The following is a 25,892-nucleotide window of genomic DNA, read 5'->3' on the forward strand; positions in this document are numbered from 1 at the left end:
GTCACCTCGGCTGATCGAGCGGTTGCATGAGCATGTCGGCGATGCGTTCCCTGGTGACCCGTTCGGCGCGGGAGGCGTGCTGGGTCAGATAGAGGGCGTTGAGGAGCTGGTCGGTGGCGATCACCTCGCCGGGCTCGCGATTCAGGAACCGCTGCACGAGGCCCTGCTCGCCATCGCCCACGGCGGCCTCGGTGCCGAGGTGGGCCTCGATCATGGCGCGGAGCTGCTCCTCGCCGGGCGCTTCGAGCTCCAGGCGGATGCAGCGGCGCAACAGGGCGGCGGGGAAGTCCCGTTCGCCGTTGGAGGTGAGCACGATGAACGGGAAGGTGGTGCAGCGGACCCGGCCGCCCAGCACCGCCACCTTGCGGCCGTCGTCGCTGAGCACCTCGACGACGGGCTCCCGGTCGGCGAGCCGCTCCAGCTCGGGGATGGCGAACTCGCCCTCCTCCAGCGCGTTCAGGAGGTCGTTGGGCAGGTCGAGGTCGCTCTTGTCGAGCTCGTCGATGAGCAGCACCCGGGGCTGCTCGGAGGGGAGCAGCGCGGTGCCGAGCGGTCCGAGCCGGATGTACGAGCCGATGCCGGCCGGGGCCGCGGCGGCGGAGCCGGGCGAACCGGCCTGGGCGCGCTCCAGCTGGACGTCCTGGAGGCGCCCGATGGCGTCGTACCGGTAGAGGCCGTCCTGGAGGGTCGTGCGGCTGACGATCGGCCACCGGAGCACGCGCCCGAGGCGCAGTTCGTGGGCGACGGCGTGGGCGAGGGTGGACTTGCCGGTGCCGGGGTTGCCGGTGACGAGGAGCGGGCGCCGCAGGTACAGGGCGGCGTTGACGGCGTCGGTCTCGGCGGGCCGGGGGTGGTGGTTCTGGACGAGTCTGCGCTTGACGCCGAGCCGCCGGTCGGAGCCCGCCAGGGTGTCGTCGGCACTGCCCGTGGAGAAGTCGCGCCAGGGCGGCGGCGCGGGCAGTCGCTGTATCTCGTCGTGCGGAAGACCGGCACCACGGTAGATCCGCCAATCGTTCACGATGGACTCCTCCTGGCTGTGGTGTCGATGCCGGGCCCGTCGAAGGTACCGCCCGGGGGCGGGGCCTGCCGATGGTCTGATCGGACGGATCGCGGGGCCGTCGTCCCGGTGGCCACTCCGGTCACTCTTCCCCCTCCCCGATCAAGGGCGGGGCCTCCAGCCGGCCGCCGTGCGGTGGCCGGTCGGGCGCGTCCAGCAGGACCGCGATGCTCTCGGCCCACGCGTACGCGGCCCGTGCCTCGGGGCCTGCGGCCCGGTCCGTCGCGCGTGTGCGCAGGGACCTCAGGGGTCCGCGTACGTCCCAGGCGGTGAGGGCGGCGGAGAGGAGCCGGTCGGCCCGCTCGTGGAACTCCGCGCAGTCGGTGTGGTCATGGGCCCCGGTCCGCCAGAGGGCGAGCGGGTGGCCGGCGGCCAGGGCCGCGTTCATCGCCATGAGCCCGTCGCCGCTGCCCACGTGGCCGCAGTAGACGGGGACGGTGCCGCCCTCGGCCTCACGGAGCCGGTCGTACGCCTCCGCCCAGGTCTCCCGGTGTACGCGCGCGGTGTGGGCGTCCGGGCCCGCGCCGGGCACCTCGGCGCGCAGCGGGGCCACGCGGAGCGGCCCCCGCTCCGCCGCATCCCAGCGCTCCCGCCACTCGGGGGCCGGTTCCCGGTCGTGGCGGCGGGCGTCGCGGATGACCACGAACCTGCGCTGGCCGAGGGTGGTCGCCCAGGCGTCGTCGGGGCCCTGGGGCGGTTCGAGCCGCCAGGTGTCGAGGGGTTCGTCGAAGAGCTCGCGCGGGAGCACCGCCTCCACGGCGGCCAGGTGCGGTCCGCTGTCGCCGCGCCGCAGGGCGTCCGCGAGCGGCTCGCGCAGGGTCTCCTTGAGGCGCGTCCGCTCGACTCCCCGGTCGTCGAAGTGGAGCGGGCTGACGGTGTGCCCGTCGAGGAGGAGCTTGACCCGCCACGGGTAACGCCGGTCCCAGCGCGGGGTGTCGATCTCCAGGAGGACGTCTGCACGCGCGCGGGGTTCGCGTACGGAGAGGGGCGCGGGCCGGCCGGGGCCGACCAGCCGGTCGATCTCGCGCCGGAGGTGCCGGTCGGCGTCGCCCGACTCGTCGACGATCCAGCGGGTGAGTCCGGCGGTGTCGGCCCGCTCGCCGTACCGTCCGCGGACGTGCCGGGCGACATGGGCCGCGTACAGCAGGACCGCGTCCAGGTCGAGGTCGCGGACGCCGTCCCGGCGGGGCGCCCGCAGGCCGCGCAGCAGTCCGGCGCCCTCGCTCCAGGTGCGGGGGTCGTCCTCCAGGGCGTCCGGCAGTTCGTCGTCCCTGATCCAGGCCTTGACCTGGTCGATCAGGTCCATGATCTCGCCGGGCGCGGTGGGTGCGGGCAGTTCGGCGAAGTGCCCGTGGAGATGGGTGCGCAGCCCCGGGCTCACGCCCTGGGCACCGGGCAGCAGCCGCTGGGCGCGCGTCCAGTCGGGCCGGTCGTCCAGCGAGCGGTAGCGGGCGAGGTGGTAGCGGTCGTGGGCGCGCATGGCCTCGCCCATCGCCTCGCCGCCGGGGAGGTCGTGCAGCGCGCGCAGCGCGGTGACGGGGACGACGGCTCCGCCGTCGCGGCCGCGGCCCTTGTTGAGGCCGACGACGGCGCCCTGCTGGTGGTCGACGACGGGGCCGCCGGAGCAGCCCTCGACGGGCATGACCCAGTCGGTGACGAGCGCCTTGCCGTCGCTGCCGATGAGGGTGCCGTGGACGTGCCTGATGCCTAGCTCGCCGGTCTCCCGGGACCAGCCGTGGAGCCCGACGGCGGTCGGCGGGACGGGCGGGCGCTCGCCGAGGCGCACGCAGGACGCCTTCTGCGCGCCGGGCACCCGGAGGAGCGCGAGGTCGGGGAAGGCCCACCGGTCCGGTGGGTCGTCGGGGCGGTCGGGGCGCGGCAGCGCGAGCACGACGGTGCCGGTGGTCTCCCGGGTGGTCTTGCCGTCCTCCCAGGTGATGCCGACGGCCGGCTCACTCCTCCACACCGCGCTTCCCCCCTCGGCCACGACATGGGCGCAGGTCAGCACCCAGCCGGGGGCGATGAAGAAGCCGGTGCCCCAGTACCGGTCGCCGTGCGGGTCATACCCGCAGCCGGGAGCGGCGATGCGTACCAGCGCGGGGCGCACGAGAGCGTCGAAGGCGCTCATGCGGGCTCATGGGCCGCCGGCTCCGCTGCGGAGGGGTCGGGTGCGGGCGGCTCGACCGCGGGAACCGGCGCGGAGTCGGGTGCGGGATCCGGTGCGGGATCCGTGGCCCGACCAGGTTCGGTCCAGGTCAGGGAGACGCTCACGGAGGCCTTGCCCGAGCCGTCCGCGAGGACGCCGATCACTTTTCCGGACTGGGCCGACAGTTCGATGCCGAAGGTGACGGCGACCTCCACCGGCCCCTGCGGGTCGAGCCCGGCCCGCAGCGAGCCGACCACTCCGCGCACCACGTCCGTGAGCCCCCCGGCCATCGAGACCACCCGGTCCTTGACGCCGGTGTCCTGGAACCCACCGCCCCTGCCGAGTTCCTGCACGTCACTGACCCGGGCCCATACGGGTGTGCCGTCGTCCAGCCGAATACGCGCGATCCCGTGCGTCACAGCGCCCCCGCTCCCCGAAACGATGATGAGGAAGGCTAGTCGGTGGGACTGACGGGCGACAGGGGACGTCAGGGGTTCGGCCTATCCTGATCGCATGTATTTCACCGACCGTGGCATCGAGGAACTGGAGAAGCGGCGCGGCGAGGAGGAGGTCACCTTCGAGTGGCTCGCCGAGCAGCTGCGGACGTTCGTCGACCTCAACCCCGACTTCGAGGTGCCGGTCGAGCGCCTCGCGACCTGGCTGGCCCGTCTCGACGACGAGGACGACGAGGACGAGTAGGAACCGGTAGGCAGGAGCCGTACCGAGGGGTGACTCCGCGCGCGCGGGGTCACCCCTCCCGCAGTCGGTCGTAGGCGAGGCCGAGCGCGCCGTGCGCGACGAGCAGCGCCCCGGCCGCCGCCCAGCCGCCGCTGCGCCGGCCGATGCCCCAGAGCAGCAGCGGGACGCCCGCCGCGACCTGCGCACCGCCCAGTACGCGCGCCGTGGGCCCGCGCAGGTACGGGCCCACGGGGCTGCCGTCCACGACGTCGAGTTCGGCGCGTACCGCCTCCCTTCCCCACGCTCTCAGGTCCGTTCGGGCGGGGGAGACCCCGTCCCCCGACCATTCGAGCTGCTCGGCGCCCTGGGCCAGGGCCGCGGAGCGGAGCCGCTCGGCGCTCTCGCCGGGGAGGACCCCGGTCGGCAGGGCGAGCCCGGTGCGGCCCAGGACGGCGACGACGCCGAGGAGCCGGCTGTGGGCGTCGGCGTCCGGATCGGGCCCGGTGAGCGGTTCGAGGGCCTGTACGTCCAGGACGGGGTCGAGCGCGAGCCGGGCGGCGAAGGTGCGCATCGCCTCGTCCTCGCCGGCGGGGGTGCCGTCCGCGAGCCAGGTGTAGCCGACCGTGCGGCGGAAGCCGGCGGCGAGGGTCAGCCCTGCCCGGTCGCGGTCCCACCAGAGCGCGACGACGGGCCACCCGGCGGCCGAGACGGCGAGGGCGGTGGCCCAGCCGGTGACGACCTGTTCGACGGGCTCCCCGCCGTGGAGCCAGGGCTTCCCCTCCGGTACGAGCACGCTCCAGTCGTCACCCGCGGGGGCGAGCAGCAGCTGCTCGCGGAGCAGCTGGGCGGGTGGCCGGACCGCCAGGGGGTCGGCACGGCAGAGGAGCAGCGCCCCGACGGGATTCGGTCCGGATGTCGCGTTCATGAGCCCTACGCTAGGCCAATTTGTCCGCATACGGGGGCAATTGCCCTCACCCTGTCAGGGTCGAGTCAGGGTTGACTTCCCCTTTCCGCGATATATCGTGTCTATCGAGAAACGCGATATGTTGCGTTGCCGAAACGGGAGGTCAGCACCATGACAGAGTGGTCCGTCACCGAGCCGACGAAGCTGACGCCGGCCGAGCCCGTGACCCGGCTGCGGGTCCGCATCGTCAACGGCACGGTGAACGTGGTGGGGACGGACGAGAGTTCCGCCCGTGTGGAGATCGCCGAGATCGAGGGCCCACCGCTGATCGTGTCCCAGGACGGCTCCACCCTGACCGTGAGCTACGAGGACCTCCAGTGGAAGAGCGCCCTCAAGTGGCTCGACCGCAAGGAGTACCGACGCCGGGCCGTCGTCTCCGTCGCCGTCCCCGCGGGCGTCGACGTCGAGGTGGGAGTGGTCGGCGCCGAGGCCGTCGTCACCGGCATCAGGGGGCGGACGGAGGTCCGCGGCGTCAGCGGCGACACCACCCTCCTCCGGCTCTCCGGCCCGGTCCGCGCCGAGAGCGTCTCGGGCAACCTGGAAGCCCAGTCGGTCACCGGCGCCCTGCGGATCAACTCCGTGACCGGGGACGTGACCGTGATCGAGGGCGCGGGCGCCTCCGTCCAGGCCGAGACGGTCAGCGGCGACATGGTCATCGACCTCGACCCAGCCGAGCTCGACGGGCCGCCCGCCGACATCCGGCTCTCCAGCCTCTCCGGCGAGGTCGCCATCCGGCTCCCGCACCCGGCCGACGCCCGGGTGAAGGCGAGCACCGCGAGCGGCTCCCTGTCGAATGCCTTCGAGGACCTGCGGGTGGACGGCCAGTGGGGCTCCAAGTCCGTCACCGGCACCCTCGGTTCGGGCCGGGGCACCCTCAAGGCCACCACCGTCTCCGGCTCCATCGCCCTGCTCCGCCGTCCCGAGCCGGACGAGGACGGCGACTCCACCCCCTCCCCCGCCCCCTCAGCGACCGGAAAGGTGCTCTGACATGCCGCCCGTCTTCGCGCACGGCCGCCTCCGCCTGTATCTGCTCAAGCTGCTCGACGAGGCCCCACGCCACGGCTACGAGGTGATCCGCCTCCTGGAGGAGCGCTTCCAGGGGCTGTACGCGCCCTCGGCGGGCACGGTCTATCCGCGCCTGGCCAAGCTGGAGGCCGAGGGCCTCGTCACCCACGCCAGCGAGGGTGGCCGCAAGGTGTACTCGATCACCGACGCCGGCCGCGCCGAGCTGGCCGGCCGCGGCACCGAACTGGACGATCTGGAGCGGGAGATCCGCGAGTCGGTGTCGGAGCTGGCGGCGGAGATCCGCGACGACGTGCGCGGCGCGGCGGGCCGGGTGCGCAGCGAGATGCGTGCGGCGGCGGGCCGGACCCGCACGGCGGAGCCCTCCTCGTTCGCCGACGCCAAGGAGGAGCTGCGCCGGGTCGGTCAGGAGTGGAAGGAGCAGGCCCGCCAGGCCCGCGCCGAGGCGAAGTCCGCCCGCCACCAGGCGAAGGAGTTCCAGCGGATCGCCCAGCAGGTGCAGGAGGAGGTCCAGGACCGCTTCTCGCGGGGCGACTGGCCCAAGGGCGTCTGGGAAGGGCTGTCGGACATCACGGCCCAGCTCGGCGGCCTCGTGGCGGGCACGACCCACCCGAAGGCGGCCGGCCAGGAGCCGCCGTTCACGGCGGCCCCGGCCGGCGAGGTGCCGGAGTGGGCGCGGGACACGGAAGGTTCGGGCGACCCGGCCCGCGATCTCGACCGGCTCCTCGACCGCTTCCGCGACGAGATCCGGGACGCGGCCCGCGACCACGGCGTGAGCCAGGAGCACCTGGCCGAGACCCGCGACCAGCTGTCGGCTGCGGCGATCCGGATCACCGGCCTGCTGAGGTCACGGCCCAGAGCCTGACCCCAGCCGCCCGTCAGGGGCTCAGCCCCGGGTGACGGTCACCGTCACCCGGGCACCCGGGGCCGCGAGGACCCAGGCCCTGCCCTGGGCCTTGCGGAGCACCAGCGCCCCGCCCCGGGCCGTCACCCGCCAGTCGCCGGGCGGCAGGGAGAGTTCGGTGACCCTGGAGCCCCGGGGCCCGGCGGAGTCGTACGAGAGGCGGTAGACCCCGGTCCCCGGGTCGTACGCGGCGGAGCGCACCGTGCCCGCGACCGCCTCCGCATACGGTTCGGCGGTCAGCTCCTTGTTCGTACGGAAGGCTCCGGCGCCGTCCACGGCGCAGTAGCCGCCGCCGTAGCACCACTCCCAGCCGGCCCAGCCGGAGCTGTAGCGGCCGAGTGAGGCCATGGCCTCCCGGTAGAAGCGGTTCATGTTCGGCCGGGAGTTGTCGAGCGGCCCCCACTCGCCCACCACCACGGGGACCTTGTACTCCTTCGGGTACAGGGTGACGGCCTGTTCGTAGTTCTCGATCCAGCGGGCCGCCGGGTCGTAGTCCCCGCCCGCCTCCATGGCACCGTTGTAGAAGTGCGGGGCGTAGACGATCTTCGGGTCGTCGATCCGGCCGAGTCCCGTGGGCACGCCCTCACCGACGATCGGGGTCGGCTCGACGAAGATCCAGGAGTCCCGGTCGACCGACCGGACCGCGTCCGCGACGCGGTTGTACATCGGGGTGATCTGGTCCCGTTCGATGCGCCGGGCGGCGGTCGCCAGGTCCTCCCCTTCGCGCAGCTCACCCATCGGCTCGTTGATCAGGTCGTAGCCGAGCACGGCCGGGTGGTCCTCGAAGCGGTCGGCGAGCACCCGCCACATGCGGGCCTGGGCCTGCCGCAGGTCCTCGTCCTCGTACAGGTGGGTGAAGGCGCGCTGCACGGCGGGCTCGAAGTACTCGGAGAACCAGTCGTCGGGGTGCGGCGTGAAGGGCAGCCCGTCGGTCCTGGTCGCCCAGGCGGGCACGCCGCGGTGGCCGAACGCGGGCCCGAAGACGTCCTGGTGGGCGTCGAGGACGACCTTGACGTCGTGGCGCGCGGCCCAGTCCAGGACCCGTTCGATCTTCCGGAGGTACGCCTGGCTGTAGCGGCCGGGGCTTGGTTCCAGGTCGTCCCAGAAGACGAGCAGCCGGGCGAGGTTGAAGCCCTTGGCCCGCATGTCGCGGAAGTGCTTCTCGGTGACGCCGGAGAGGGCGGCGTCACCGCTGTGCGCCTTGTCCCCGACGTTCCAGCCGCGCAGGGTGAGGGTGCGGCCCCGGGAGTCGGTGAGGGCTGGTATCGCGTCCCCGCCGGTCTCCGCGCGGGCGGCGGCAGCGGACGGGGCAGCGGCAGCGGACGGGGCGGTGGCGGCGAGCAGCGAGGCGGCGAGGGCGCCCGCGACCAGGGTGGTTCGCCACACGTGGGTGGTTCGCAACAAGGTAGACCTCCGGCACGACGAGGTGAGCATTGTTCACGTTTCAGGTGCCGGAGATCCCATCAGTACTACTGACGAGTCATCAAGAGGTCGTCACGAGGTCTTCAGGACGATCTTTCCGAAGAGTTCGCCGGTGGCCATCCGCTCGAAGCCCTCCCGCGCCCGGTCCAGCGGCAGGACCTCGTCGACGACCGGCCGGACGCCCGTCGCCGCGCAGAAGGACAGCAGGTCCTCCAGCTCGTCCTTGGAGCCCATGGTCGAGCCGACGACCTTCAGCTCCAGGAAGAAGATCCGGGTCAGCTCCGCGTGCGCCGGCCGGTCGCCGCTCGTGGCGCCCGAGATGACCAGCGTGCCGCCGGGCCGCAGGGACTTGACCGAGTGGGACCAGGTGGCGGCGCCGACGGTCTCGATTACCGCGTCCACCCGCTGCGGGAGCCGCGCGCCCGGCTCGAACGCCTCGACGGCGCCGAGCTCCACGGCCCGCTTGCGCTTGGCCTCGTCGCGGCTGGTGGCGAAGACCCGCAGGCCGGCCGCCTTGCCGAGGGCGATCGCCGCGGTGGCGACACCGCCGCCCGCACCCTGCACGAGCACCGAGTCCCCGGGCCGTACACCGGCGTTGGTGAAGAGCATGCGGTACGCGGTCAGCCAGGCCGTGGGCAGACAGGCGGCCTCCTCGAAGGAGAGCTCCTTCGGCTTGGGCAGCACGTTCCAGCGGGGCACGGTCACCCGCTCGGCGAAGGTGCCCTGGTAGCGCTCGGTGAGGATGGACCGGGGCTCGTCGGGTCCGACCCCGTGGCCCGTCTGGCCGATCACGGAGTGCAGGACGACCTCGTTGCCGTCCTCGTCGATCCCGGCGGCGTCGCAGCCGAGGATCATCGGCAACTTCTCCTCGGGCAGCCCGACCCCGCGCAGCGACCACAGGTCGTGGTGGTTGAGCGAGGCGGCCTTGACGGTGACGGTGGTCCATCCCGGCCGTACCTCGGGTTCGGGACGTTCACCCAATTCGAGGCCGTTCAGGGGCTGGTCGCGGTCGATTCGGGCAGCGTAGGCAGCGAACATGGCCCCGACCCTAGGCGGGCGCGGGTAGGGGGCGGAACCACGCACCCGTGTGACGCGCGTCCCTCCCCGGGATCGCCGCGTACGCGAAAGGGCCCCGTCCCGGGCTACGGAACAGGGCCCTTTCGCGTGTCGGCAGGTGCACCGGCCGGCACCCGCGTCAGCGGCGTGCGACGCCCTCCGCGCGGGCGGCGGCGGCGACCGCGGCCGCGACGGCCGGGGCGACCCGCTCGTCGAACGGCGACGGGATCACGCAGTCGGCGGCGAGCTGGTCGCCGACCACGTCCGCGATGGCGTTGGCCGCGGCGATCTTCATGCCCTCCGTGATCCGGGAGGCCCGGACCTGGAGCGCGCCGGCGAAGATGCCCGGGAACGCGAGGACGTTGTTGATCTGGTTCGGGTAGTCCGAACGGCCGGTCGCCACGACGGCCGCGTACTTGTGCGCGACGTCGGGGTGGACCTCGGGGTTGGGGTTGGCCATGGCGAACACGAAGGCGTTCGGAGCCATGGACGCGACGGCCGCCTCGGGGACCGTACCGCCGGAGACGCCGATGAAGACGTCGGCGCCGGCGAGGGCGGCCTCCAGGGAGCCGCTGAGGCCCGCCTTGTTGGTGAGGTCGGCGATCTCGCGCTTCACCGGGTTGAGGTCGTCCCGGTCACGGCTGACGATGCCCTTGCGGTCGGCGACGGCCACGTCACCGAGGCCGGCCTCCAGGAGGAACTTGGCGATGGCCACCCCGGCCGCGCCGGCGCCGGAGATGACCGCGCGCAGGTCGCCGAGGGTCCGGCCGGTCAGCTTCGCCGCGTTGCGGAGGGCGGCGAGGGTGACGATGGCGGTGCCGTGCTGGTCGTCGTGGAAGACGGGGATGTCGAGGCGCTCCTGGAGCTTGCGCTCGATCTCGAAGCACCGCGGTGCCGAGATGTCCTCCAGGTTGACGCCGCCGAAGGACGGGGCCAGCCGGACGACGGTCTCGACGATCTCGTCGGTGTCGGTGGTGGCGAGGGCGATCGGGACCGCGTCCACGCCGCCGAACTGCTTGAAGAGGATGGCCTTCCCCTCCATGACCGGGAGGGAGGCCTCCGGGCCGATGTCACCGAGGCCGAGCACCGCCGTACCGTCGGTCACGACCGCGACGACCTGCGACTTCCAGGTGTAGTCGTTGACCAGGTCGGGCTGCTCGGCGATCGCGGTGCACACCTTGGCGACGCCGGGCGTGTACGCGAGGGACAGGTCGTCCTTGTTCCGGACGGGGACGGTGGCCTGGATGGCCATCTTGCCGCCCCGGTGGAGGGCGAAGACAGGATCGAAGGGCTCCTCCGGAGCTCCTTCCGTACCACTGTCATTGCGAGGATTGACGATCTCCGCTGCCATTGGGTTGACCCCTTAAGTCTGCTTCATTTGAGGGTTGGCCGCTCCTGGTGTGGAGCGGTGGGCGGGTCCCGCGGCCGCCGTGTCTGGTAGCCGCGCGGGCGCGCCGCACAACGCGCCCTGAGCCCCGGATGAGGGGTGTAAGGATCCTTCTTACCGGACGGACGGCACCGCAGACGAGTCCATATCCGCTCGGTGATGCGACTCATACCGAGCGCATCCGGACACGGACGGAGGACGACACGTCACCCCATGTCCATATAGGTGCTTCAAGCACCCGATTGGCGGCCTTCGCGTCGTCCGAATGGCGAGATCTACAGGAAATTCTTCGGCAACGTGGAAGGGATCCAGTAGAAGATCCGGCCCTGATGTACCGGCCTGTTGGCATTCGGGGGTCACCCGTTATCCGATTTTGACATCCATGGCCGTCGGTTTGAGGCGGTCCGAATGGCAAGATGCCGTAATCACACGAGGTCACGACACTCGAAGAGACGTACGTGACCCGCCTGGCAACTCCCTCACACGCCGGAGGAACCCGATCATGACCGCACGCTCCACGCGCCGCACGACCGCCAAGACCCGCACCTCCCGTCTTGCCGCGGTCGCCGCCATCGCGGTCGTCGGCTCCGTGCTGCTGACCGCCTGTGGCGACCAGACCAACAGCGGATCCACGAAGGAGAGCGGCACCCCGGCCAACAGCGCCCCGCTCTTCTCGAAGCTCCCCGCCGACATCCAGAAGGCCGGCGTCATCAAGGTCGGCACGGACGCCACGTACGCGCCGATGGAGTTCAAGGAAGGCAGCAAGGTCGTCGGTGTCGACCCCGACATCGCCGCCGCCCTCTCCAAGCAGCTCGGCGTGGAGTTCCAGTTCGAGAGCGGCACCTTCGACACGCTGCTCACCGCGCTGCAGTCCGGTCGTACGAACGTCGTGATGTCCTCGATGACCGACACCAAGGCCCGCCAGGAGGGTCTGGACGACAAGGGTCAGAAGGTCGGCACCGGTGTCGACTTCGTCGACTACTTCACCGCCTCCACCGGCATCCTGGTGAAGAAGGGCAACCCGCAGAACATCAAGTCCCTCGACGACCTGTGCGGCAAGAAGCTCGCCGTCCAGCGCGGCACGACGTACGAGCAGGCCGCGAAGGACCAGGCCGAGAAGTGCAAGAAGGACGGCAAGCCGGCCCTCACCTTCGAGGCCTTCCCGACCGACGCCGAGGCCCAGACCCGCGTCAAGGCGGGCGGCGCCGTCGCCGACCTGAACGACTCGCCGGTCGCCGCGTACATCGCGAAGACCGCCGGCGGCGGCAACGACTTCGAGGCCATCGCCAACAAGACGGACGCCGGCCTCTTCGGCATGGCGGTCGACAAGAAGAACACCCAGCTGCGTGACGCGATCAAGGAAGCCCTGGACGCGGCCATCAAGGACGGCAGCTACAAGGCCGCGCTCGACAAGTGGGCCGCCGGCGACGGCGCGATCCCCGCGGCCAAGATCAACGGCGGCTCCTGACCTCTCGCGTACCACTGAAGGGCAGTCGCTGTGACTGACAAGATCGACAAGGTTCCCACCGGGGCGGCACCCGCCCCGGGGGACCTCCCCCCGGAGGCCATCAAGGCCATTCCGGTCCGCCACTACGGGCGCTGGGTCGCCGGTGTCCTCGTGGTCGCCCTGCTGGCCCTCCTCGGCTTCGCCTTCTCCCAGGGCGACGTCCGCTGGTCCACCGTGCCGGAGAAGCTGTTCGACCCCACGATCCTGAGCGGTCTGTGGCACACCATCCTGATCAGCGTCGCCTCGATGGCCCTGGGCCTGGTGCTCGGTGTGCTGTTCGCCGTGATGCGCCTGTCGAAGAACCCGGTGACCAGTGCGGTCGCCTGGCTCTACATCTGGATCTTCCGCGGCACCCCGGTCTACGTACAGCTGCTCATCTGGTTCAGCCTCGCCCTGATCTTCCCGGTGTTCAACATCGGGTTCTACAAGGACGAGATGACCGACGTCATGACGCCGTTCCTGGCCGCCCTGCTGGGTCTGGGCCTGAACGAGGGCGCCTACATGGCGGAGATCGTCCGGGCCGGCATCCAGTCGGTCGACGAGGGTCAGACCGAGGCCTCCCACGCCCTGGGCATGAGCCAGGCGAAGACCATGCGGCGCGTGGTGCTCCCGCAGTCGATGCGGGTGATCATCCCGCCGACCGGCAACGAGTTCATCAACATGCTGAAGACGTCCTCGCTCGTCGTGGCCGTCCAGTACCCGGATCTGCTGCGCGCCGCGCAGGACATCGCCTCGACGTCGTTCGCGGTCATGGAGATGTTCTTCGTCGCCTCGATCTGGTACCTGATCCTGACCTCGGTGTTCAGCGTCGGCCAGTTCTACCTGGAGCGGCACTACGCGAAGGGTTCGCTGCGCACCCTGCCGCCCACGCCCTGGCAGAAGATCAAGACGAACCTCGCCCGGTTCACGACCCGTGAGGCGGTGACCCGATGACCCTCATGGTGAAGGCCGAGGGCGTCCACAAGTCCTACGGCCCCGCGCACATCCTCAAGGGCATCGACCTCGAGGTGAAGAACGGCGAGGTGTTCTGCCTGATCGGCCCGTCCGGCTCCGGCAAGTCGACCTTCCTGCGGTGCATCAACCACCTGGAGAAGATCAACTCCGGCCGGCTGTACGTCGACGGCGATCTGGTCGGCTACCGCCAGAAGGGCGACAAGCTCTACGAGCTGAAGGACAGCGAGGTCGCGGCCCAGCGCCGCGACATCGGCATGGTCTTCCAGCGCTTCAACCTGTTCCCGCACATGACGGCCCTGGCCAATGTCATGGAGGCGCCGATCCAGGTGAAGGGCGAGTCGAAGGCGGTGGCACGCGAGCGTGCCGAGCGGCTGCTCGACCGGGTCGGCCTGGCCGACAAGGCCGGGAACTACCCCTCGCAGCTCTCCGGTGGTCAGCAGCAGCGCGTCGCCATCGCCCGCGCGCTGGCGATGGAGCCGAAGCTGATGCTCTTCGACGAGCCGACCTCGGCGCTCGACCCGGAGCTGGTCGGCGACGTCCTCGACGTCATGCGGGACCTCGCCGAGTCGGGCATGACGATGGTCGTCGTCACGCACGAGATGGGCTTCGCCCGTGAGGTCGGCGACTCGCTGGTCTTCATGGACGGCGGCGTGGTGGTCGAGTCGGGCAACCCGCGGGACGTCCTGGGCAACCCGCAGCACGACCGGACGAAGGCGTTCCTGTCGAAGGTGCTGTAACAGGCCTCGCGACGACGGAAGGGGCGGTACGGGTCTCCCGTACCGCCCCTTTCCGCGCACCGGCTACTTCACGGCGAGGATCAGGCTGTCGGAGGGCGAGGCCCAGACCGCCCTGGCCTCGCCGAATCCGGCGGCCAGGAGGGTGTCGGTGTGCCAGCGCGGGGAGGGCGTGTCGCCGTCGGCGTGCTCGCCGTAGATCTCGAAGCGGCGGGCGGTGGGCTCGGCGAGGACGGGGTCCTTGGCGGCGACGGCCCACCACTCGGCCCAGTCCAGGGCACCACCGGTCTTGGCGCGGTCCATCACGGCGTGGCGCTGGGCGCGCTCGGCGGCGTTGATGCGGGGGGTGGTCCGGTCGATCATGTGGTCGGCGTTCATGAAGACACCGTCGTCGCGGACGAGACCCGCCAGCTGCCCGTAGAGGGCCGTCAGCGGCTCGCTGTGGAGCCAGTGGAGCGCGGTGGCGGTGAGGACGGCGTCGTACGAGTCGTGGGGCAGCCGGGCCGCCCACGCGGGGTCCTTGAGGTCGGCGGTCACGAAGGAGACGCGCTCGTCGCCGGCGAAGTACCCCTCGGCGATGGCGAGGAGGGCCGGGTCGAGGTCGACACCGGTACTGGTCGCCTCCGGGAACCTCTTGAGGAGCCGATCCGTGATACTTCCCGTACCGCACGCGAGGTCGAGGACGCGGGGCTTCGGTCCCACCAAGGCCTCGACCATGTCGAGCATCACCCGGAAGCGCTCCTCACGGTCCGGCATGTACCACTCCTGCTGACGGTCCCAGCTCTGCTGCCAGGCCGCCCAGTCGGTTCCGGTCATCGCCGTTCCTCCCCCTCTTCGTAATACCCTCATAGGGGAAACAGCCGTTACCCCTTCCGACCGAGACACTAGCCCGCCGGAGTAAGGACTACAAGTGGAACTGGCCTATTACTCGGATTACGCCGTGCGTCTGGTCAACACCGAGGAGCCGGCCCGCAACAAGGACGCCCTCACCTCCGTCGAGGTCATCCGCGAGCTGTTCGGTCCCGCCACCCAGATGGCCCGTCGGGCCACCGACTCCGACGTGACCCGGTTCCGCGCGGTACGGGCCCGGCTGCGGGCGGTCTTCACCGCGGCCGACGAGGGCGACCACACGGGCGCCGTGGACCTGCTGAACTCACTCCTGCTGGAATTCCCCGTCAGCCCGCAGATCTCGGGCCACGACATCCTCGACGAGGACGGCCGGCCGCGGTGGCACATGCATCTCGCCGACCACCCCTCGAACGCGACCGCGGGATACGCGGCCATCGCGGCGATGGGCCTCGCCTTCCACCTCACCGAGTTCGGCGCGGACCGCCTCGGCCTCTGCCAGGCACCCCCCTGCCGCAACGCCTACCTCGACACCTCCACCAACCGCTCCCGCCGCTACTGCTCGGACCGCTGCGCCACCCGCGCCAACGTGGCCGCCTACCGGGCCCGCAAGCGCCTGGAGGCCGACCGGCCGGACGACACGGGCCTCAGCGCCGAGAACAGCCAGGAGAGCGTCACCCCGAGCGACCGCTGACGCCCCGGCGTCAGCGGCCGGTAGCGCGCCCGCACCCGCCCGAGAACCAGCTCGGGCGGTACGGCCCCGAAGACCCGGCTGTCGCCCTCGGCGTCCGGGTTGTCGCCCAGCACCCACCAGCCGCCGTCACGTCGCTCGATCAGCCGCTTCACGATGAGCAGATCCTGCTGGAGCGGATGCCGCACCACGGCCACGCACCCCGGCCGCAAACGCCCGCCGTAGTGCACGAGCAGCTGATCTCCGTGCAGCAGCGTGGGCACCATGGACACCCCTGTCACCTCGGCGATCCCGAACGGAGGCCCTGCCTCCGCCACCCGCTCCCGCCCCGTCTCCCTCATCGGCACCTCCCGGTTCCGCCCGCGCGTCGGCTCGCGCGTCCACTCGTCCACTCGTCCACTCGTACACGAGTCCCATGGTGACCCTGGACTTTTGACCTAAGCCCCAGGGGGCGCCCGCGAAAACGCCCTTCTCACCGAGTAATGTCCCACCTGAGAAGACGATCACGAGGAAGGACGGCTCAATGCTCTCCCGCCTGTTTGCCCCCAAGGTGAAGGTCAGCGCCCACTGCGACCTCCCGTGCGGCGTGTACGACCCGGCCCAGGCCCGCATCGAGGCCGAGTCGGTCAAGGCTGTCCAGGAGAAGTACCAGGCGAACGAGGACGCGCACTTCCGCGCCCGCGCCACGGTCATCAAGGAGCAGCGCGCGGAGCTCGCCAAGCACCACGTCTCGGTGCTCTGGAGCGACTACTTCAAGGCCCCGCACTTCGAGAAGTACCCCGAGCTCAACCAGCTGGTCAACGACACCCTGAAGGCCCTCTCGGCCGCCAAGGCGTCGACGGACCCGAAGACGGGCGAGAAGGCGCTGGAGCTCATCGCCGAGATCGACCGCATTTTCTGGGAGACGAAGAAGGCCTGACCTTCTCGAACCCCGACCGCACCCGGCCCGCAGGCCGCCTCTCCAGGCGTCCACAGCGGACCGGGTGCGGTCTTTTTGCTGGGTGCGGGTGTTACGACAGGGGGTGGAGCGGGATGTCGACGTACGACGGGGCGTCCTGCGGCGAGCTGAGCTCGATCGCGGACGGGGCGCGGTTGGCGTCCGCGTAGAACGGGTCGTGGGTGTCGATGATCAGCTGGAGCCGGCGGCCCTTGTTCAGGACGTAGTGGGCCGGCTGGAGGTGGACGGTCACCGTGGTGGCCCGGCCCGGCTGCTCGTTGCTGACGGTGACGGGGGCGTTGGTGATGATCGCGGCCCTGCCGGTGGCCGGGTCGCAGTCCATCAGGTACGCCACGATCGTGGCGTCCAGGGCCTGCGGCGTCACGGTCACCCGCAGCTCCAGCTCGCCCTGGACCCGCATGGGCCGCTCCAGCGGCTCCGTGGTCCAGATCGCGGCGAGACCGCGGTCGACCTCGGCGGTCCTGTAGACGTGCGGGAGGCCCATGCGCTCCGCCAGCCCGGTCTCGATGAGCTTCGGGGCGACGACGACCTCGGTGTTCTGGACGGAGACCTTGACGGGGCGGGTCCAGCCCGACTGCGGCGCTCCCTCGGTCAGCCGCCCGTCGCGCTCACCGGCTGCCGCGTGGGCGAGGTGGAACCGCCTCCGGGGCAGGGCGTAGCTCTCCCAGTCGTCGTGGTGAAGGTCGGACAGCAGGTTGTGCATGTACTCCGAGCGGACCCCGTACGAGGGCGTGGCCCCGTCGCCGGCCGTGCCGCCGAGGTGGTGGTCCATCCACCGGTAGGCCATCTCGGTCGGCTTGGAGACGAGGCCGGCCAGGCCGGGCAGCTCGCCGTTGCCGTGGTCGCCGATCTGGACGAGCAGCGACTTGGGCCCGGTGAGGCGGTTGAACATGTCGACGACGGCCGGCACCGAGAAGATCGTCTCGTGCCAGGCGGTGGTCATCAGGATCGGGACCTGGTGGTCGTTGTACGCCTGGAGGCGGTTCTTCGGCGACCTGGCCTCGGCGAACGCCCTGACCACGTCGTCGATGTCGTTGCCGCGGATCTTCTGGATGACGTCCCGGAACTCCTCCGAGCACCGGTCCTCCTTGAACAGCTTCACGAGCGCCTCGAAGGCCGCCAGGTGCCGGGTGCCGTTCTCGTACAGCGAGGCGAACAGGTCGGCCCAGGCGCTGGTGCCGGCCACGGCCTTGATCCGCGGGTCGTTCCCGGCGAGCAGCAGGCTCGTACCGGCGCCGTAGGAGGCGCCGAAGCAGCCGATCCGTGCCGGGTCGACGGCGTCGAGCTCGGACAGCGTGGTGACGATCTCCATGGCGTCTTCCACGTCCTGGGGTCCGGCGACGTGGATCTCGCCCCCGGACTTGGCCAGGCCGCGCTGGCTGTAGGTCAGCACGACGTAGCCGCCGCGCGCCCAGCGCGGGAGCATGGCCAGGTAGGACAGGCGGCCGAGCGGGGACAGCGGGGCGGGCATGAGGATCGCCGGACACGTCCCGGCCGGGGCGTCACGCGGGACGCTCAGCGACGCGTCGATCAGCGTCCCGTCCGCCATGGCGATCGAGAGCTCCCGGTACCCGGCGATCTCCGCGTACGACTCGTAGGTATCGGCAAGGCCCCACTGGTCGAGCCGGCCGATGCGGCGCGGCGACGGGTCGAGTAACGCCTGCTCGATCGCTTCCAGCTTGGCGCTCTCGTCGGCGCTGATCGCGAACGGGTTCGTCGAGGCGCTGTCGTCGTCAACGGGCATGGCTGTGCCGCCTTCCGTGGCAGGGGTGTGGTGTCGAAATGACACCGTCATGATCTCCACACGGTGATCGCCTCGGCCGGGGTAACCGACCTCGACCACCCGTCAGAGTGACTGTGACGGTTCAAACCCAAAAGGCCGGTCAGCCACCTACGGCTACCATCGCCGCAGGTCACCAACTGGCCTGTTTTCAGAAGAGATATCGACTGAAGGGTGATGCCCCATGCGCGTCAAGGCTTTCGACCACCTGGTGCTCAACGTGACCGATGTCGACAAGGCGCTCGCGTTCTACACCGGGTCCTTGGGCCTCGCGCCCGAGCGGGTCGAGGAGTGGCGGGCCGGGAAGGTGCCGTTCCCGTCCGTGCGCATAGACGAGAGCACCGTCATCGACCTGTTCTCCCGCCCGCGCGGCGAGTCCAACGTCGACCACATATGTCTGGTCGTGGACCCCCTCGACTGGCAGGAGGTCCTGGATTCCGGGACGTTCGACGTCCTTGAGGGCCCCGTTCCGCGCTGGGGCGCCCGTGGTTCGGCCCAGTCGGTCTACGTCAAGGACCCGGACGGGAACACCGTCGAGCTGCGCTGGTACCCGCAGGACGCCGAGGGGTAGGCACGACCACACCGTCGCCCCCGCGGCCGAGCCCGGCCTGGTCGACAAGACACCCCTACGCCTCCACGGGGAGGCTGTAGCGACGCTTCTCCTTCGACGTGGCGCCCAGGCGGTCGTAGAAGCGGATCGCGTTCTCGTTCCACGCCGGGGTCTGCCACTGGACCTCCGCCAGGCCGAGGCTGCTCGCCTCCGTGCGGACCGCCGCCATCAGGAGCGGTCCCAGGCCGTGGCCCCGGGAGGTCTCCGTGAGGTAGAGGCAGTCCATGTGGAGGTACTCCGTGCCGTCCCAGGTGGAGAGTTCGGGTGCGCAGGTCGCGTAGCCCACGAGGGTGCCGTCGGGGAGGGTCGCGACCAGGCAGCGGAGGCGGGGCGGTTCGGGGCCGAAGAGGAGGCCGGTGAGGCGGTCCGCCAGGCCGGGGGCCGGGGGCGCCGCCTTCTCGTACGCCGCGTGCTCGGCGACGAGTTCCACGACCCGCGGCAGGTCCTCCGGGCGTGCGTGTCGGACCACTGCCCGTTCCGGGTGTTCGCTCATGCCGTCATCATGCACGGTCCCACCGACAGCCCCGCCGCCGTCCCCTGGCGGCGGAGCCACTCGCGGTACGGGGCCGCCCGGAGGGCCACCTCCCGGTAGGCCGCCGCGAGTTCCGCGTACAGCGCGTCCAGGGGCGCCCCGGGGCGCGCGTACAACAGGAGCCGGACGGCCAGCGGGTCGCCGCGCAGCGGGCGGACCGCCATGTCCTCGCGGGGGCCGGAGGTCGGCTGGCAGGGGGCGACGGCCTCGCCGAGGACGATGAGGGAGGCGGCCGTGTGGTAGTCGCCGTGCAGCAGCGGCGGGTCGATGCCGGCGGCGTCCAGGACCCGGCGGAGGCCGTCCCATTCGCCGTCCACGGTCGGGTCGACCATCCAGTGGTCGTCGGCCAGGTCGGCGAGGTCCACGACGGACCGGGAGGCGGCCGGGTGGTCGCGGGCCAGGGAGATGAACTGCGGTTCGCGGGCGACCAGGACTCGCCCGTCGAGGCCCTCGGGGACCCGTAAGGGGCAGCCCTCCACCTCGTGCACGAACGCCACGTCGAGCTGTCCGGTGGCGACGCTCCGCAGCAGCGCGTTGGCGGAGACGTCCATCCGGAGGGCGATGTCGGTGCCGGGCAGCCGCTGGCGGAGCCGGCGCAGCCAGCCCGGGAGCGCGCGGCTCGCCGTGGAGCCGACGCGCAGCCCGGGTCCGTCGGTGCGGGCGGCCGCGGCCCGGGTCTCGCTGACGAGCGCCGCCATGTCGGCGACGAGCGGTCGGGCCCGGCTGAGCAGGGAGCGGCCGAGTGGGGTGGGGCGGCAGCCGGTGCGGCCGCGGGAGAAGAGCTCGGCGCCCAGGGAGTTCTCGATGCGGCGCAGCTGGGTGGTCAACGAGGGCTGGCTCATGCCCAGTTGGCGGGCCGCCTTGTGCAGGCTGCCCGTGTCCGCGATGGCGCAGAGCGCGCGCAGGTGTCTCACCTCCAGCTCCATGCCCCGAGGGTAGGGCGGCGCCCTGAGTCGCACCAGATACCCGGAACCCTCCAATCACCTTTGATTTCAAGGTAGTTGGGGGTCGTCGGGATGGTGATGCGGTGAGGCTATCGGCGGTTGACATCATCCCCGTACGCCCCGGCTCCCCCGAGACTCTCTCCAGTCCCCTACAGGAGGAGCCCCCCATGCGTCACCCCAAGGTCCTCGCCTCTGTCCTGACCACCGCCCTCGGCCTCGGCCTCGCCGCCTCCCTCGGTACGGCCCCGGCCGCGGCCGTGAACACCGCCCCGGCGGGCAACGCCGCCGTCGCGTACGCCGGTTCGGCGGAGGAGGCGAAGGCCAACCAGGCCTTCTTCGACGCCGTCGTGAAGTCCGTGGCGAAGAAGCGGGCCGCCAACCCCGGCGCCGCCGCCGTCACCGTCGTGTACAGCGCGTCCAACGCGCCGAGCTTCCGCACCCAGATAGCCCGCTCCACGCAGATCTGGAACAGCTCGGTGGCGAACGTCCGGCTCGTCGAGGGCAGCAACCCGGACTTCGCCTACTACGAGGGCAACGACTCCCGTGGCTCGTACGCGAGCACCGACGGCCACGGCAGCGGCTACATCTTCCTCGACTACCGGCAGAACCAGCAGTACAACTCCACCCGGGTGACCGCCCATGAGACCGGGCACGTCCTCGGACTGCCGGACCACTACAGCGGTCCGTGCAGCGAGCTGATGTCGGGCGGCGGCCCCGGCACGTCCTGCCAGAACGCCCAGCCGAACTCCCAGGAGCGCTCCCGCGTCGACCAGTTGTGGCGCTTCGGTCTCGCCTCCGCGTTCAAGAACTGAGCGGGCCGGAACCGAAAGGCGGCGGCGCCCCCTCCCCGGGGCGCCGCCGTCCTCGTTCTCCGTTCCCGTACGGCCGCTCTCAGGCCGCCTGGAGCAGTCGGCGGGAGAAGTCCGCGCCGGGCGGGAGCTGGCGCCGGACCCGCTCCAGGGCCCCGTCGAAGTCACCTCCGGCGACGCACGATTCGATGGCGGCGCCACCGTAGTGCAGGGTCAGGCTGAGGTCCTCGCGCTCACCGAGGGTCAGCAGGCAGCTCAGCGTGGCCTGCTGGGTGGCGCCGTCCAGGACGACGGGGAGCGGCAGGTCCCACTCCAGGACGCAGCCGGTGAGGACCTGCCCGCCCTCTTCGGCCGCGCTGAGCGCGGCGAAGCTCTCGCCCGTGTACTCGATCCCCCTGATCCGGGTGGCGACGCGCCGCCCGTCGGCCGTGATGACGATCGCTTCCGCGCCGCTGCGGTCCCGGTACCAGCCGGTCCAGACTTCCGTCGACTCCGATGACATGCGCCGGACTGTAGCGGTATGACCGGCTCCGGCGCGCGTCCGGTCACCCCGGGGCCGGACTTCTCCCGATCTCGTCGTTCTTGCCGGTCACATGCGTGCTCGTCGCTTCCGCACCCACGTCGACGCCCACGTCGACACCCGCTTCCGCGCCCTCGCGGAGCGGGCAGTCCGGGTTGCGGCAGGGCTGCACCTCCCACTCCGGCACCCAGGCCCCGAGGACCTTGTGCCGGGTGGCCACCGTCGCTCGCGGCTGCCCGCAGGCCGGGCATCTGTGCTCGGACCGGGGGTCCCGCGTCGTGCGAGAAGCCTCGTCACCCATGGGTCCAGAGTAGGACGGCTCGCGCGGGAGCGCTTCCCGCCGTCACCGCTTCCTGGAGTACGTACGGACGAACACGCCGTTGTCGAAGACGCGCAGGTCGTTCAGCTCGAAGTCGCGGGGCTCGAAGCCGGCGCCGAACATCGGCATGCCGGAGCCGTACACCTGCGGATAGGTCTTGATGACCAGCTCGTCGATCTCCTCGATGAGCTGACCGGCGATGACGGAGCCGCCGCAGAGCCAGATGCCCAGGGGGCTGTCCTCGGCCTTGAGCTCACGGATGCGGCCGACGAGGTCGTCGCCGATCAGCTCCACGTCGGGGTGGGGCGACTCGGCCAGGGAGCGGGTGGCGACGATCTCCCGCAGATGGCTGTACGGGCTGGTGATGCCGACGTCCAGGGCGATCTGGTACGAGCCCCTCCCCTGGACGACGGTGTCGTAACGCTTGTTCTCCGCGTCGATCCCGAGCGCCTCCCGGCCTTGCGCCGAGACGGTCTCGGGGTACTCGGCGGTCAGGAACTCCAGGAACGGAGCGTCCACGAACTGGTACATGGACGTGGCATCGCCCTGGGGGTCACCGATGAAGCCATCGATGGTGCAGGCGATGAAGTACGTGAGCTTGCGCAAACCGGTCCTCTTCACATCCGGGTCGTGACTGCGATCGCAACCACGACGGCTATAGTGCTTCACCTGTAGTGGTTACGCAAGCCCTATTTTCGAAGAAGGAGGAACACGACATGGCAAGAAACCCCGAACGACGTACGGCACTGCTCGACGCCGCCGTCCAGGTCCTGGCGGACGAAGGTGCCCGCGGGCTGACCTTCCGCGCGGTCGACGCCTGCGCCGGCGTCCCCACCGGTACCTCGTCCAACTACTTCCGCGACCGGGACCAGGTGCTCGCCGAGGTCGCCGACCGGATCTTCGAACGGCTGACCCCCGAGCCCGGCGTCATGGAGGCCGCCCTGCTGCCGGCGCCGAGCCGCGCCCTGGTCCTGGAGCTCATGCGCCAGGTCGCCCAGCGGCTCGCCGCCGAGCGCACCTGCTACCTCGGGCTCTTCGAGCTCCGCCTCGAAGCGGTGCGCCGCCCCGAGCTGCGGACCCAGCTCACCAAGGTGCTCCGGAGCGATCTGGACGCGAACATCCAGGGGCACCTCGACGCCGCGATGCCCGGGGACGCGGACACGGTGCGGCTGCTCTACTTCGCCCTCACGGGGCTGCTGTTCGACCACTTCACGGTCCCGGACCTGCACGGCGACCGGGACCTGGACGAGCTGATCGAGACCGTGGTCACCCGTATCGTCCCCGAGGCCTGAGGCCCGCGGGCCCCGGGCCCCCGACCCCGCCCCGCGGCCCGGCCCGGCCCCGGCAGCGTCAGCGCGTGCGCCGGGTGACGAATTCCGCGAGCGCCAGCATGTCCCCCGCCGCCGCCAGGTCCGGGACCGCCCGGGCCAGATGCTCGACGGCGCGGCCCATCCGGTCGGCGGCCTGGTCCTGGGCCCAGTCGCGTCCACCGGCCCGCTCGACCGCGTCCGCCGCCGCCCGTACCGCCGCAGCGTCGAGGACCGGACGGGCGTACAGCTCGGCCAGCTCGTCCCCCGCCGACGTCCCCGAGGCGAGGGCCGCCACCACCGGAAGCGACTTCTTGTGGGCGACCAGATCGGCCCCGGCCGGCTTCCCCGTGCGGTCCGGGTCGCCCCAGATCCCGATGAGGTCGTCGATCAGCTGGAAGGCGAGACCCGCCTCCCGGCCGAAGGCGTCCATCGCCGCGACCTCCTCGTCCCCCGCGCCCGCGTAGAGCGCGCCGATGGCACAGGAGGCACCGAGCAGCGCCCCGGTCTTGGCGGTGGCCATGGCCAGGCACTCGTCGAGGGACACCTCACGCGGTGCGCGCCGCTCGAAGGCGCAGTCCGCCTGCTGCCCCGCGCAGAGCTCGATGATGCACGCGGCCAGCCGCGCGGAGGCGGCCGCCGAGGCGGGGTGCGGGTCCTCGGCGAGCATCCGCAGGGCGAGCGCGCTCATCGCGTCACCGGCGATCAGCGCGTCCGGCATACCGAAGACGGTCCAGGCGGTGGGCCGGTGCCGTCGGGTCACGTCCTCGTCGACGATGTCGTCGTGGAGCAGCGTGAAGTTGTGCGCGAGCTCCACCGCCGCCGCGGCCTTCACCGCCCGCGCCGCCTCGGCGCCGAGAGCGCGCGCCGCCGCGAGGACCAGCGCGGGCCGGATGGCCTTGCCCGGCTGCTCCTCGGCCGGGGAGCCGTCGGCGTGCTCCCAGCCGAAGTGGTACATCGCGACCCGCCGCATGGAACCGGGCAGGGTCTCGACGGTCGAGCGCAGTTGGGGATTGACAGCGGTCCGCGTCCGGTCGAGGAGCCGCACGGCCCCCTGACCGTCGGTGACGGCATCCCCGCCGGCAATGGTCACGGTCACTTCCTTCGTATCCTCCGTGGCGGTGCGGCGCGGGCGAGCCGGGAACGCCCGGGGGCGGGAGGGTTCGGTCCCCGCCCCCGGGACGTCGTCGGCTCAGCGCCAGCGGCTGACCTCGACGTTCTCCAGGACGCCGAGGGCGTCCGGAACGAGGATCGCCGCCGAGTAGTAGGCCGTGACCAGGTAGGAGATGATCGCCTGCTCGTCGATGCCCATGAAGCGGACGGAGAGGCTGGGCTCGATCTCGTCGGGGATGCCGGTCTGGTGCAGACCGATGACGCCCTGGTCGGCCTCGCCGGTACGCATGCAGATGATCGAGGTGGTCCGGGCGTCCGAGACCGGAATCTTGTTGCACGGGTAGATCGGCACACCGCGCCAGGTCGGGATGCGGTTGCCGTTGATGTCGATCGTCTCGGGCACCAGACCGCGCTTGTTGAGCTCGCGGCCGAAGGCGGCGATGGCCCGCGGGTGGGCGAGGAAGAGCTTGGAGCCCCGCCGGCGGGAGAGCAGCTCGTCCATGTCGTCGGGGCTGGGGGCGCCGTCGTGGGGCTGGAGCCGCTGCCCGTAGTCGCAGTTGGCGAGGAGTCCGAACTCCTTGTTGTTGACCAGCTCGTACTCCTGGCGCTCGCGGAGCGCCTCGACCGTGAGCCGCAACTGCTGCTCGGTCTGGTTCATCGGCTGGTTGTAGAGGTCGGCGACGCGGCTGTGCACCTTCAGCACGGTCTGGGCGACGCTCAGCTCGTACTCACGGGGCGAGGCGTCGTAGTCGACGTACGTGTGCGGGACGACGGCCTCGCCGACGTGGCCCGCGGAGAGGTCGATCTCGGCCTCGCCGTACTTGTTGGTCCGCTGGTGGGGCAGGGCGGCCACGCCCGCGAGGTGGGCGGCGAGCGAGCCGGCCCGCTCCGCGAGGTTCCGTACGTCGTCCCGGGTGAGCTCCAGGACCGTACAGGCGGTGGCGGCGCGGGCGGACCACTCCCAGGTGGCCTCCGGGTCGACGAGGGCGTCGTCGCCGAAGTAGGCGCCGTCGGCGAGGACTCCGAGGACGGCCTCGTCGCCGTACGGCCCCTCGCCGATCTGCTCGATCCTGCCGTGCGCGAGGAGGTGGACCCGGTCGGTCGGCTCGCCCGCGACGGCGATGACCTCGCCGGCCGCGTACTCCCGCTGGCGGCAGCGGGACGCGAGCTCGGTCAGGGCCTCCTCGTCCTCGTAGCCGCGCAGGACGGGGAGTTCGCCCAGTTCGGCGGGGATGACCGCGACGCGCTCTCCGGTCTGGACGAAGGTGACCCGGCCGTCGCCCACGGAGTAGCTGAGCCTCCGGTTCACCCGGTACGTACCGCCCTGCACCTGGACCCACGGCAGCGCCCGCAGCAGCCACCGTGAGGTGATCTCCTGCATCTGCGGCGCCGACTTGGTGGTCGTGGCGAGGTTCCGCGCGGCGGCGGTGCCGAGACTCTGCTGCGGCGCCTGCTGCTCCGCGACGCGGACCTCGTCGCCAACCGAACCAACGGACATGGAACTCCCTCTCGTATGACTGAGTTGCGAGTCGAAGCCTTTCAGCACGGAGCGTGTCGGCGCCATTACACATTCGAGTGGGACTGTTCGACGATCTTCGGGGCATGTCCCGCTTTTTCCATCCGAACAGCGG

The 25,892-nt window shown here is 71.4% G+C and carries 28 protein-coding genes; 11 read left to right on the forward strand and 17 right to left on the reverse strand.

Going from position 1 to position 25,892, the window contains the following annotated elements:
• Position 1: 1 nt before the first annotated feature.
• The 3 genes from OG259_RS14145 to OG259_RS14155 all read right to left on the reverse strand — a co-directional run bounded on the left by OG259_RS14145 (position 2) and on the right by OG259_RS14155 (position 3,622).
• Complete coding sequence (locus tag OG259_RS14145) at positions 2-1,018, reverse strand: AAA family ATPase (protein WP_328942592.1); 1,017 nt, start codon at positions 1,016-1,018, stop codon at positions 2-4.
• Between the two features lie 121 nt (positions 1,019-1,139).
• The gene (locus tag OG259_RS14150) at positions 1,140-3,185 is read right to left on the reverse strand and encodes a VMAP-C domain-containing protein (RefSeq protein ID WP_328942593.1); all 2,046 of its coding nucleotides are present in this window, start codon (positions 3,183-3,185) and stop codon (positions 1,140-1,142) included.
• Complete coding sequence (locus OG259_RS14155) at positions 3,182-3,622, reverse strand: CU044_2847 family protein (RefSeq protein WP_328942594.1); 441 nt, start codon at positions 3,620-3,622, stop codon at positions 3,182-3,184. The genes OG259_RS14150 and OG259_RS14155 overlap by 4 nt, the downstream gene beginning before the upstream one ends.
• A gap of 94 nt (positions 3,623-3,716) precedes the next feature.
• Here OG259_RS14155 and OG259_RS14160 point away from each other — a divergent pair, with 94 nt between their 5' ends.
• Complete coding sequence (locus tag OG259_RS14160; RefSeq protein WP_010061466.1) at positions 3,717-3,902, forward strand: DUF6104 family protein; 186 nt, start codon at positions 3,717-3,719, stop codon at positions 3,900-3,902.
• A 49-nt stretch (positions 3,903-3,951) separates the two neighbouring features.
• Here the strand turns inward: OG259_RS14160 and OG259_RS14165 are convergent, their stop codons facing one another.
• Positions 3,952-4,806, reverse strand: coding sequence for a hypothetical protein (locus OG259_RS14165; protein ID WP_328942595.1), 855 nt, complete (start codon positions 4,804-4,806; stop codon positions 3,952-3,954).
• Positions 4,807-4,956: 150 nt separating this feature from the next.
• Between OG259_RS14165 and OG259_RS14170 the strand changes: the two genes are divergently transcribed.
• Complete coding sequence (locus tag OG259_RS14170) at positions 4,957-5,832, forward strand: DUF4097 family beta strand repeat-containing protein (protein WP_328942596.1); 876 nt, start codon at positions 4,957-4,959, stop codon at positions 5,830-5,832.
• Position 5,833: 1 nt separating this feature from the next.
• Positions 5,834-6,733, forward strand: a complete 900-nt coding sequence (locus tag OG259_RS14175; protein WP_328942597.1) for a PadR family transcriptional regulator — start codon at positions 5,834-5,836, stop codon at positions 6,731-6,733.
• A 21-nt stretch (positions 6,734-6,754) separates the two neighbouring features.
• Here OG259_RS14175 and OG259_RS14180 read toward each other — a convergent pair whose 3' ends face one another.
• From OG259_RS14180 to OG259_RS14190, 3 genes are all read right to left on the reverse strand, one after another.
• Positions 6,755-8,176 (reverse strand): cellulase family glycosylhydrolase, encoded by a 1,422-nt coding sequence (locus tag OG259_RS14180; RefSeq protein WP_328942598.1) that lies wholly within the window; start codon positions 8,174-8,176, stop codon positions 6,755-6,757.
• A 90-nt stretch (positions 8,177-8,266) separates the two neighbouring features.
• Complete coding sequence (locus OG259_RS14185) at positions 8,267-9,232, reverse strand: zinc-binding dehydrogenase (RefSeq protein WP_266896569.1); 966 nt, start codon at positions 9,230-9,232, stop codon at positions 8,267-8,269.
• Between the two features lie 157 nt (positions 9,233-9,389).
• Complete coding sequence (locus OG259_RS14190) at positions 9,390-10,601, reverse strand: NAD(P)-dependent malic enzyme (protein WP_328942599.1); 1,212 nt, start codon at positions 10,599-10,601, stop codon at positions 9,390-9,392.
• Between the two features lie 538 nt (positions 10,602-11,139).
• On the opposite strand from OG259_RS14190, the gene OG259_RS14195 reads away from it, so the two are divergent.
• The 3 genes from OG259_RS14195 to OG259_RS14205 are packed head-to-tail and all read left to right on the forward strand — an operon-like array spanning position 11,140 to position 13,835.
• Entirely contained in the window at positions 11,140-12,105 is a 966-nt protein-coding gene (locus tag OG259_RS14195) for an ABC transporter substrate-binding protein (RefSeq protein WP_328942600.1), read from the forward strand.
• Between the two features lie 30 nt (positions 12,106-12,135).
• Positions 12,136-13,077 (forward strand): amino acid ABC transporter permease, encoded by a 942-nt coding sequence (locus OG259_RS14200; protein WP_328942601.1) that lies wholly within the window; start codon positions 12,136-12,138, stop codon positions 13,075-13,077.
• Positions 13,074-13,835, forward strand: coding sequence for an amino acid ABC transporter ATP-binding protein (locus OG259_RS14205; protein WP_323181572.1), 762 nt, complete (start codon positions 13,074-13,076; stop codon positions 13,833-13,835). The genes OG259_RS14200 and OG259_RS14205 overlap by 4 nt, the downstream gene beginning before the upstream one ends.
• Before the next feature lie 63 nt (positions 13,836-13,898).
• Here the strand turns inward: OG259_RS14205 and OG259_RS14210 are convergent, their stop codons facing one another.
• Positions 13,899-14,648, reverse strand: a complete 750-nt coding sequence (locus OG259_RS14210; protein ID WP_328942602.1) for a class I SAM-dependent methyltransferase — start codon at positions 14,646-14,648, stop codon at positions 13,899-13,901.
• A gap of 94 nt (positions 14,649-14,742) precedes the next feature.
• Here OG259_RS14210 and OG259_RS14215 point away from each other — a divergent pair, with 94 nt between their 5' ends.
• A complete protein-coding gene (locus OG259_RS14215; RefSeq protein WP_328942603.1) occupies positions 14,743-15,372 on the forward strand; it encodes a CGNR zinc finger domain-containing protein in 630 nt (209 codons plus the stop codon).
• Here the strand turns inward: OG259_RS14215 and sodX are convergent.
• Positions 15,276-15,710 (reverse strand): nickel-type superoxide dismutase maturation protease, encoded by a 435-nt coding sequence (sodX, locus tag OG259_RS14220; RefSeq protein ID WP_328942604.1) that lies wholly within the window; start codon positions 15,708-15,710, stop codon positions 15,276-15,278. The two genes, OG259_RS14215 and sodX, sit on opposite strands and share 97 nt — an antisense overlap.
• Before the next feature lie 182 nt (positions 15,711-15,892).
• Here sodX and sodN point away from each other — a divergent pair, with 182 nt between their 5' ends.
• Positions 15,893-16,288: a superoxide dismutase, Ni gene (sodN, locus tag OG259_RS14225; RefSeq protein ID WP_030320908.1), complete on the forward strand. Its 396-nt coding sequence runs from the start codon at positions 15,893-15,895 to the stop codon at positions 16,286-16,288.
• Positions 16,289-16,379: 91 nt separating this feature from the next.
• On the opposite strand, the gene OG259_RS14230 is transcribed toward sodN, so the two are convergent.
• On the reverse strand, positions 16,380-18,071 hold the full coding sequence (locus OG259_RS14230) for a CocE/NonD family hydrolase (protein WP_328942605.1): 1,692 nt from the start codon (positions 18,069-18,071) through the stop codon (positions 16,380-16,382).
• A 220-nt stretch (positions 18,072-18,291) separates the two neighbouring features.
• Here OG259_RS14230 and OG259_RS14235 point away from each other — a divergent pair, with 220 nt between their 5' ends.
• The gene (locus OG259_RS14235) at positions 18,292-18,678 is read left to right on the forward strand and encodes a VOC family protein (protein ID WP_328942606.1); all 387 of its coding nucleotides are present in this window, start codon (positions 18,292-18,294) and stop codon (positions 18,676-18,678) included.
• 55 nt (positions 18,679-18,733) lie between these two features.
• Here OG259_RS14235 and OG259_RS14240 read toward each other — a convergent pair whose 3' ends face one another.
• Both OG259_RS14240 and OG259_RS14245 read right to left on the reverse strand, forming a co-directional pair.
• Complete coding sequence (locus OG259_RS14240) at positions 18,734-19,210, reverse strand: GNAT family N-acetyltransferase (protein WP_328942607.1); 477 nt, start codon at positions 19,208-19,210, stop codon at positions 18,734-18,736.
• A complete protein-coding gene (locus OG259_RS14245) occupies positions 19,207-20,175 on the reverse strand; it encodes a LysR family transcriptional regulator (protein WP_328942608.1) in 969 nt (322 codons plus the stop codon). The genes OG259_RS14240 and OG259_RS14245 overlap by 4 nt, the downstream gene beginning before the upstream one ends.
• A 185-nt stretch (positions 20,176-20,360) precedes the next feature.
• On the opposite strand from OG259_RS14245, the gene snpA reads away from it, so the two are divergent.
• On the forward strand, positions 20,361-21,005 hold the full coding sequence (gene snpA, locus OG259_RS14250; protein ID WP_328942609.1) for a snapalysin: 645 nt from the start codon (positions 20,361-20,363) through the stop codon (positions 21,003-21,005).
• Between the two features lie 79 nt (positions 21,006-21,084).
• Here snpA and OG259_RS14255 read toward each other — a convergent pair whose 3' ends face one another.
• The 3 genes from OG259_RS14255 to OG259_RS14265 form a co-directional block, all read right to left on the reverse strand.
• Positions 21,085-21,504 (reverse strand): DUF6304 family protein, encoded by a 420-nt coding sequence (locus tag OG259_RS14255; protein ID WP_266896542.1) that lies wholly within the window; start codon positions 21,502-21,504, stop codon positions 21,085-21,087.
• A 43-nt stretch (positions 21,505-21,547) separates the two neighbouring features.
• Positions 21,548-21,742, reverse strand: coding sequence for a hypothetical protein (locus tag OG259_RS14260; protein ID WP_443051964.1), 195 nt, complete (start codon positions 21,740-21,742; stop codon positions 21,548-21,550).
• 123 nt (positions 21,743-21,865) lie between these two features.
• Positions 21,866-22,447, reverse strand: coding sequence for a dihydrofolate reductase family protein (locus tag OG259_RS14265; RefSeq protein ID WP_328942611.1), 582 nt, complete (start codon positions 22,445-22,447; stop codon positions 21,866-21,868).
• Between the two features lie 110 nt (positions 22,448-22,557).
• On the opposite strand from OG259_RS14265, the gene OG259_RS14270 reads away from it, so the two are divergent.
• Positions 22,558-23,133 carry a TetR/AcrR family transcriptional regulator gene (locus OG259_RS14270; protein WP_328942612.1) on the forward strand — a complete coding sequence of 192 codons (576 nt, stop codon included), beginning with the start codon at positions 22,558-22,560 and terminating at the stop codon, positions 23,131-23,133.
• A 58-nt stretch (positions 23,134-23,191) separates the two neighbouring features.
• Here the strand turns inward: OG259_RS14270 and OG259_RS14275 are convergent, their stop codons facing one another.
• Entirely contained in the window at positions 23,192-24,247 is a 1,056-nt protein-coding gene (locus OG259_RS14275; protein WP_443051965.1) for a family 2 encapsulin nanocompartment cargo protein polyprenyl transferase, read from the reverse strand.
• Positions 24,248-24,340: 93 nt separating this feature from the next.
• Positions 24,341-25,759, reverse strand: coding sequence for a family 2B encapsulin nanocompartment shell protein (locus tag OG259_RS14280; protein WP_266896532.1), 1,419 nt, complete (start codon positions 25,757-25,759; stop codon positions 24,341-24,343).
• Between the last annotated feature and the right edge of the window lie 133 nt (positions 25,760-25,892).

This window comes from Streptomyces sp. NBC_00250 (genome assembly GCF_036192275.1).
GTDB lineage: Bacteria > Actinomycetota > Actinomycetes > Streptomycetales > Streptomycetaceae > Streptomyces.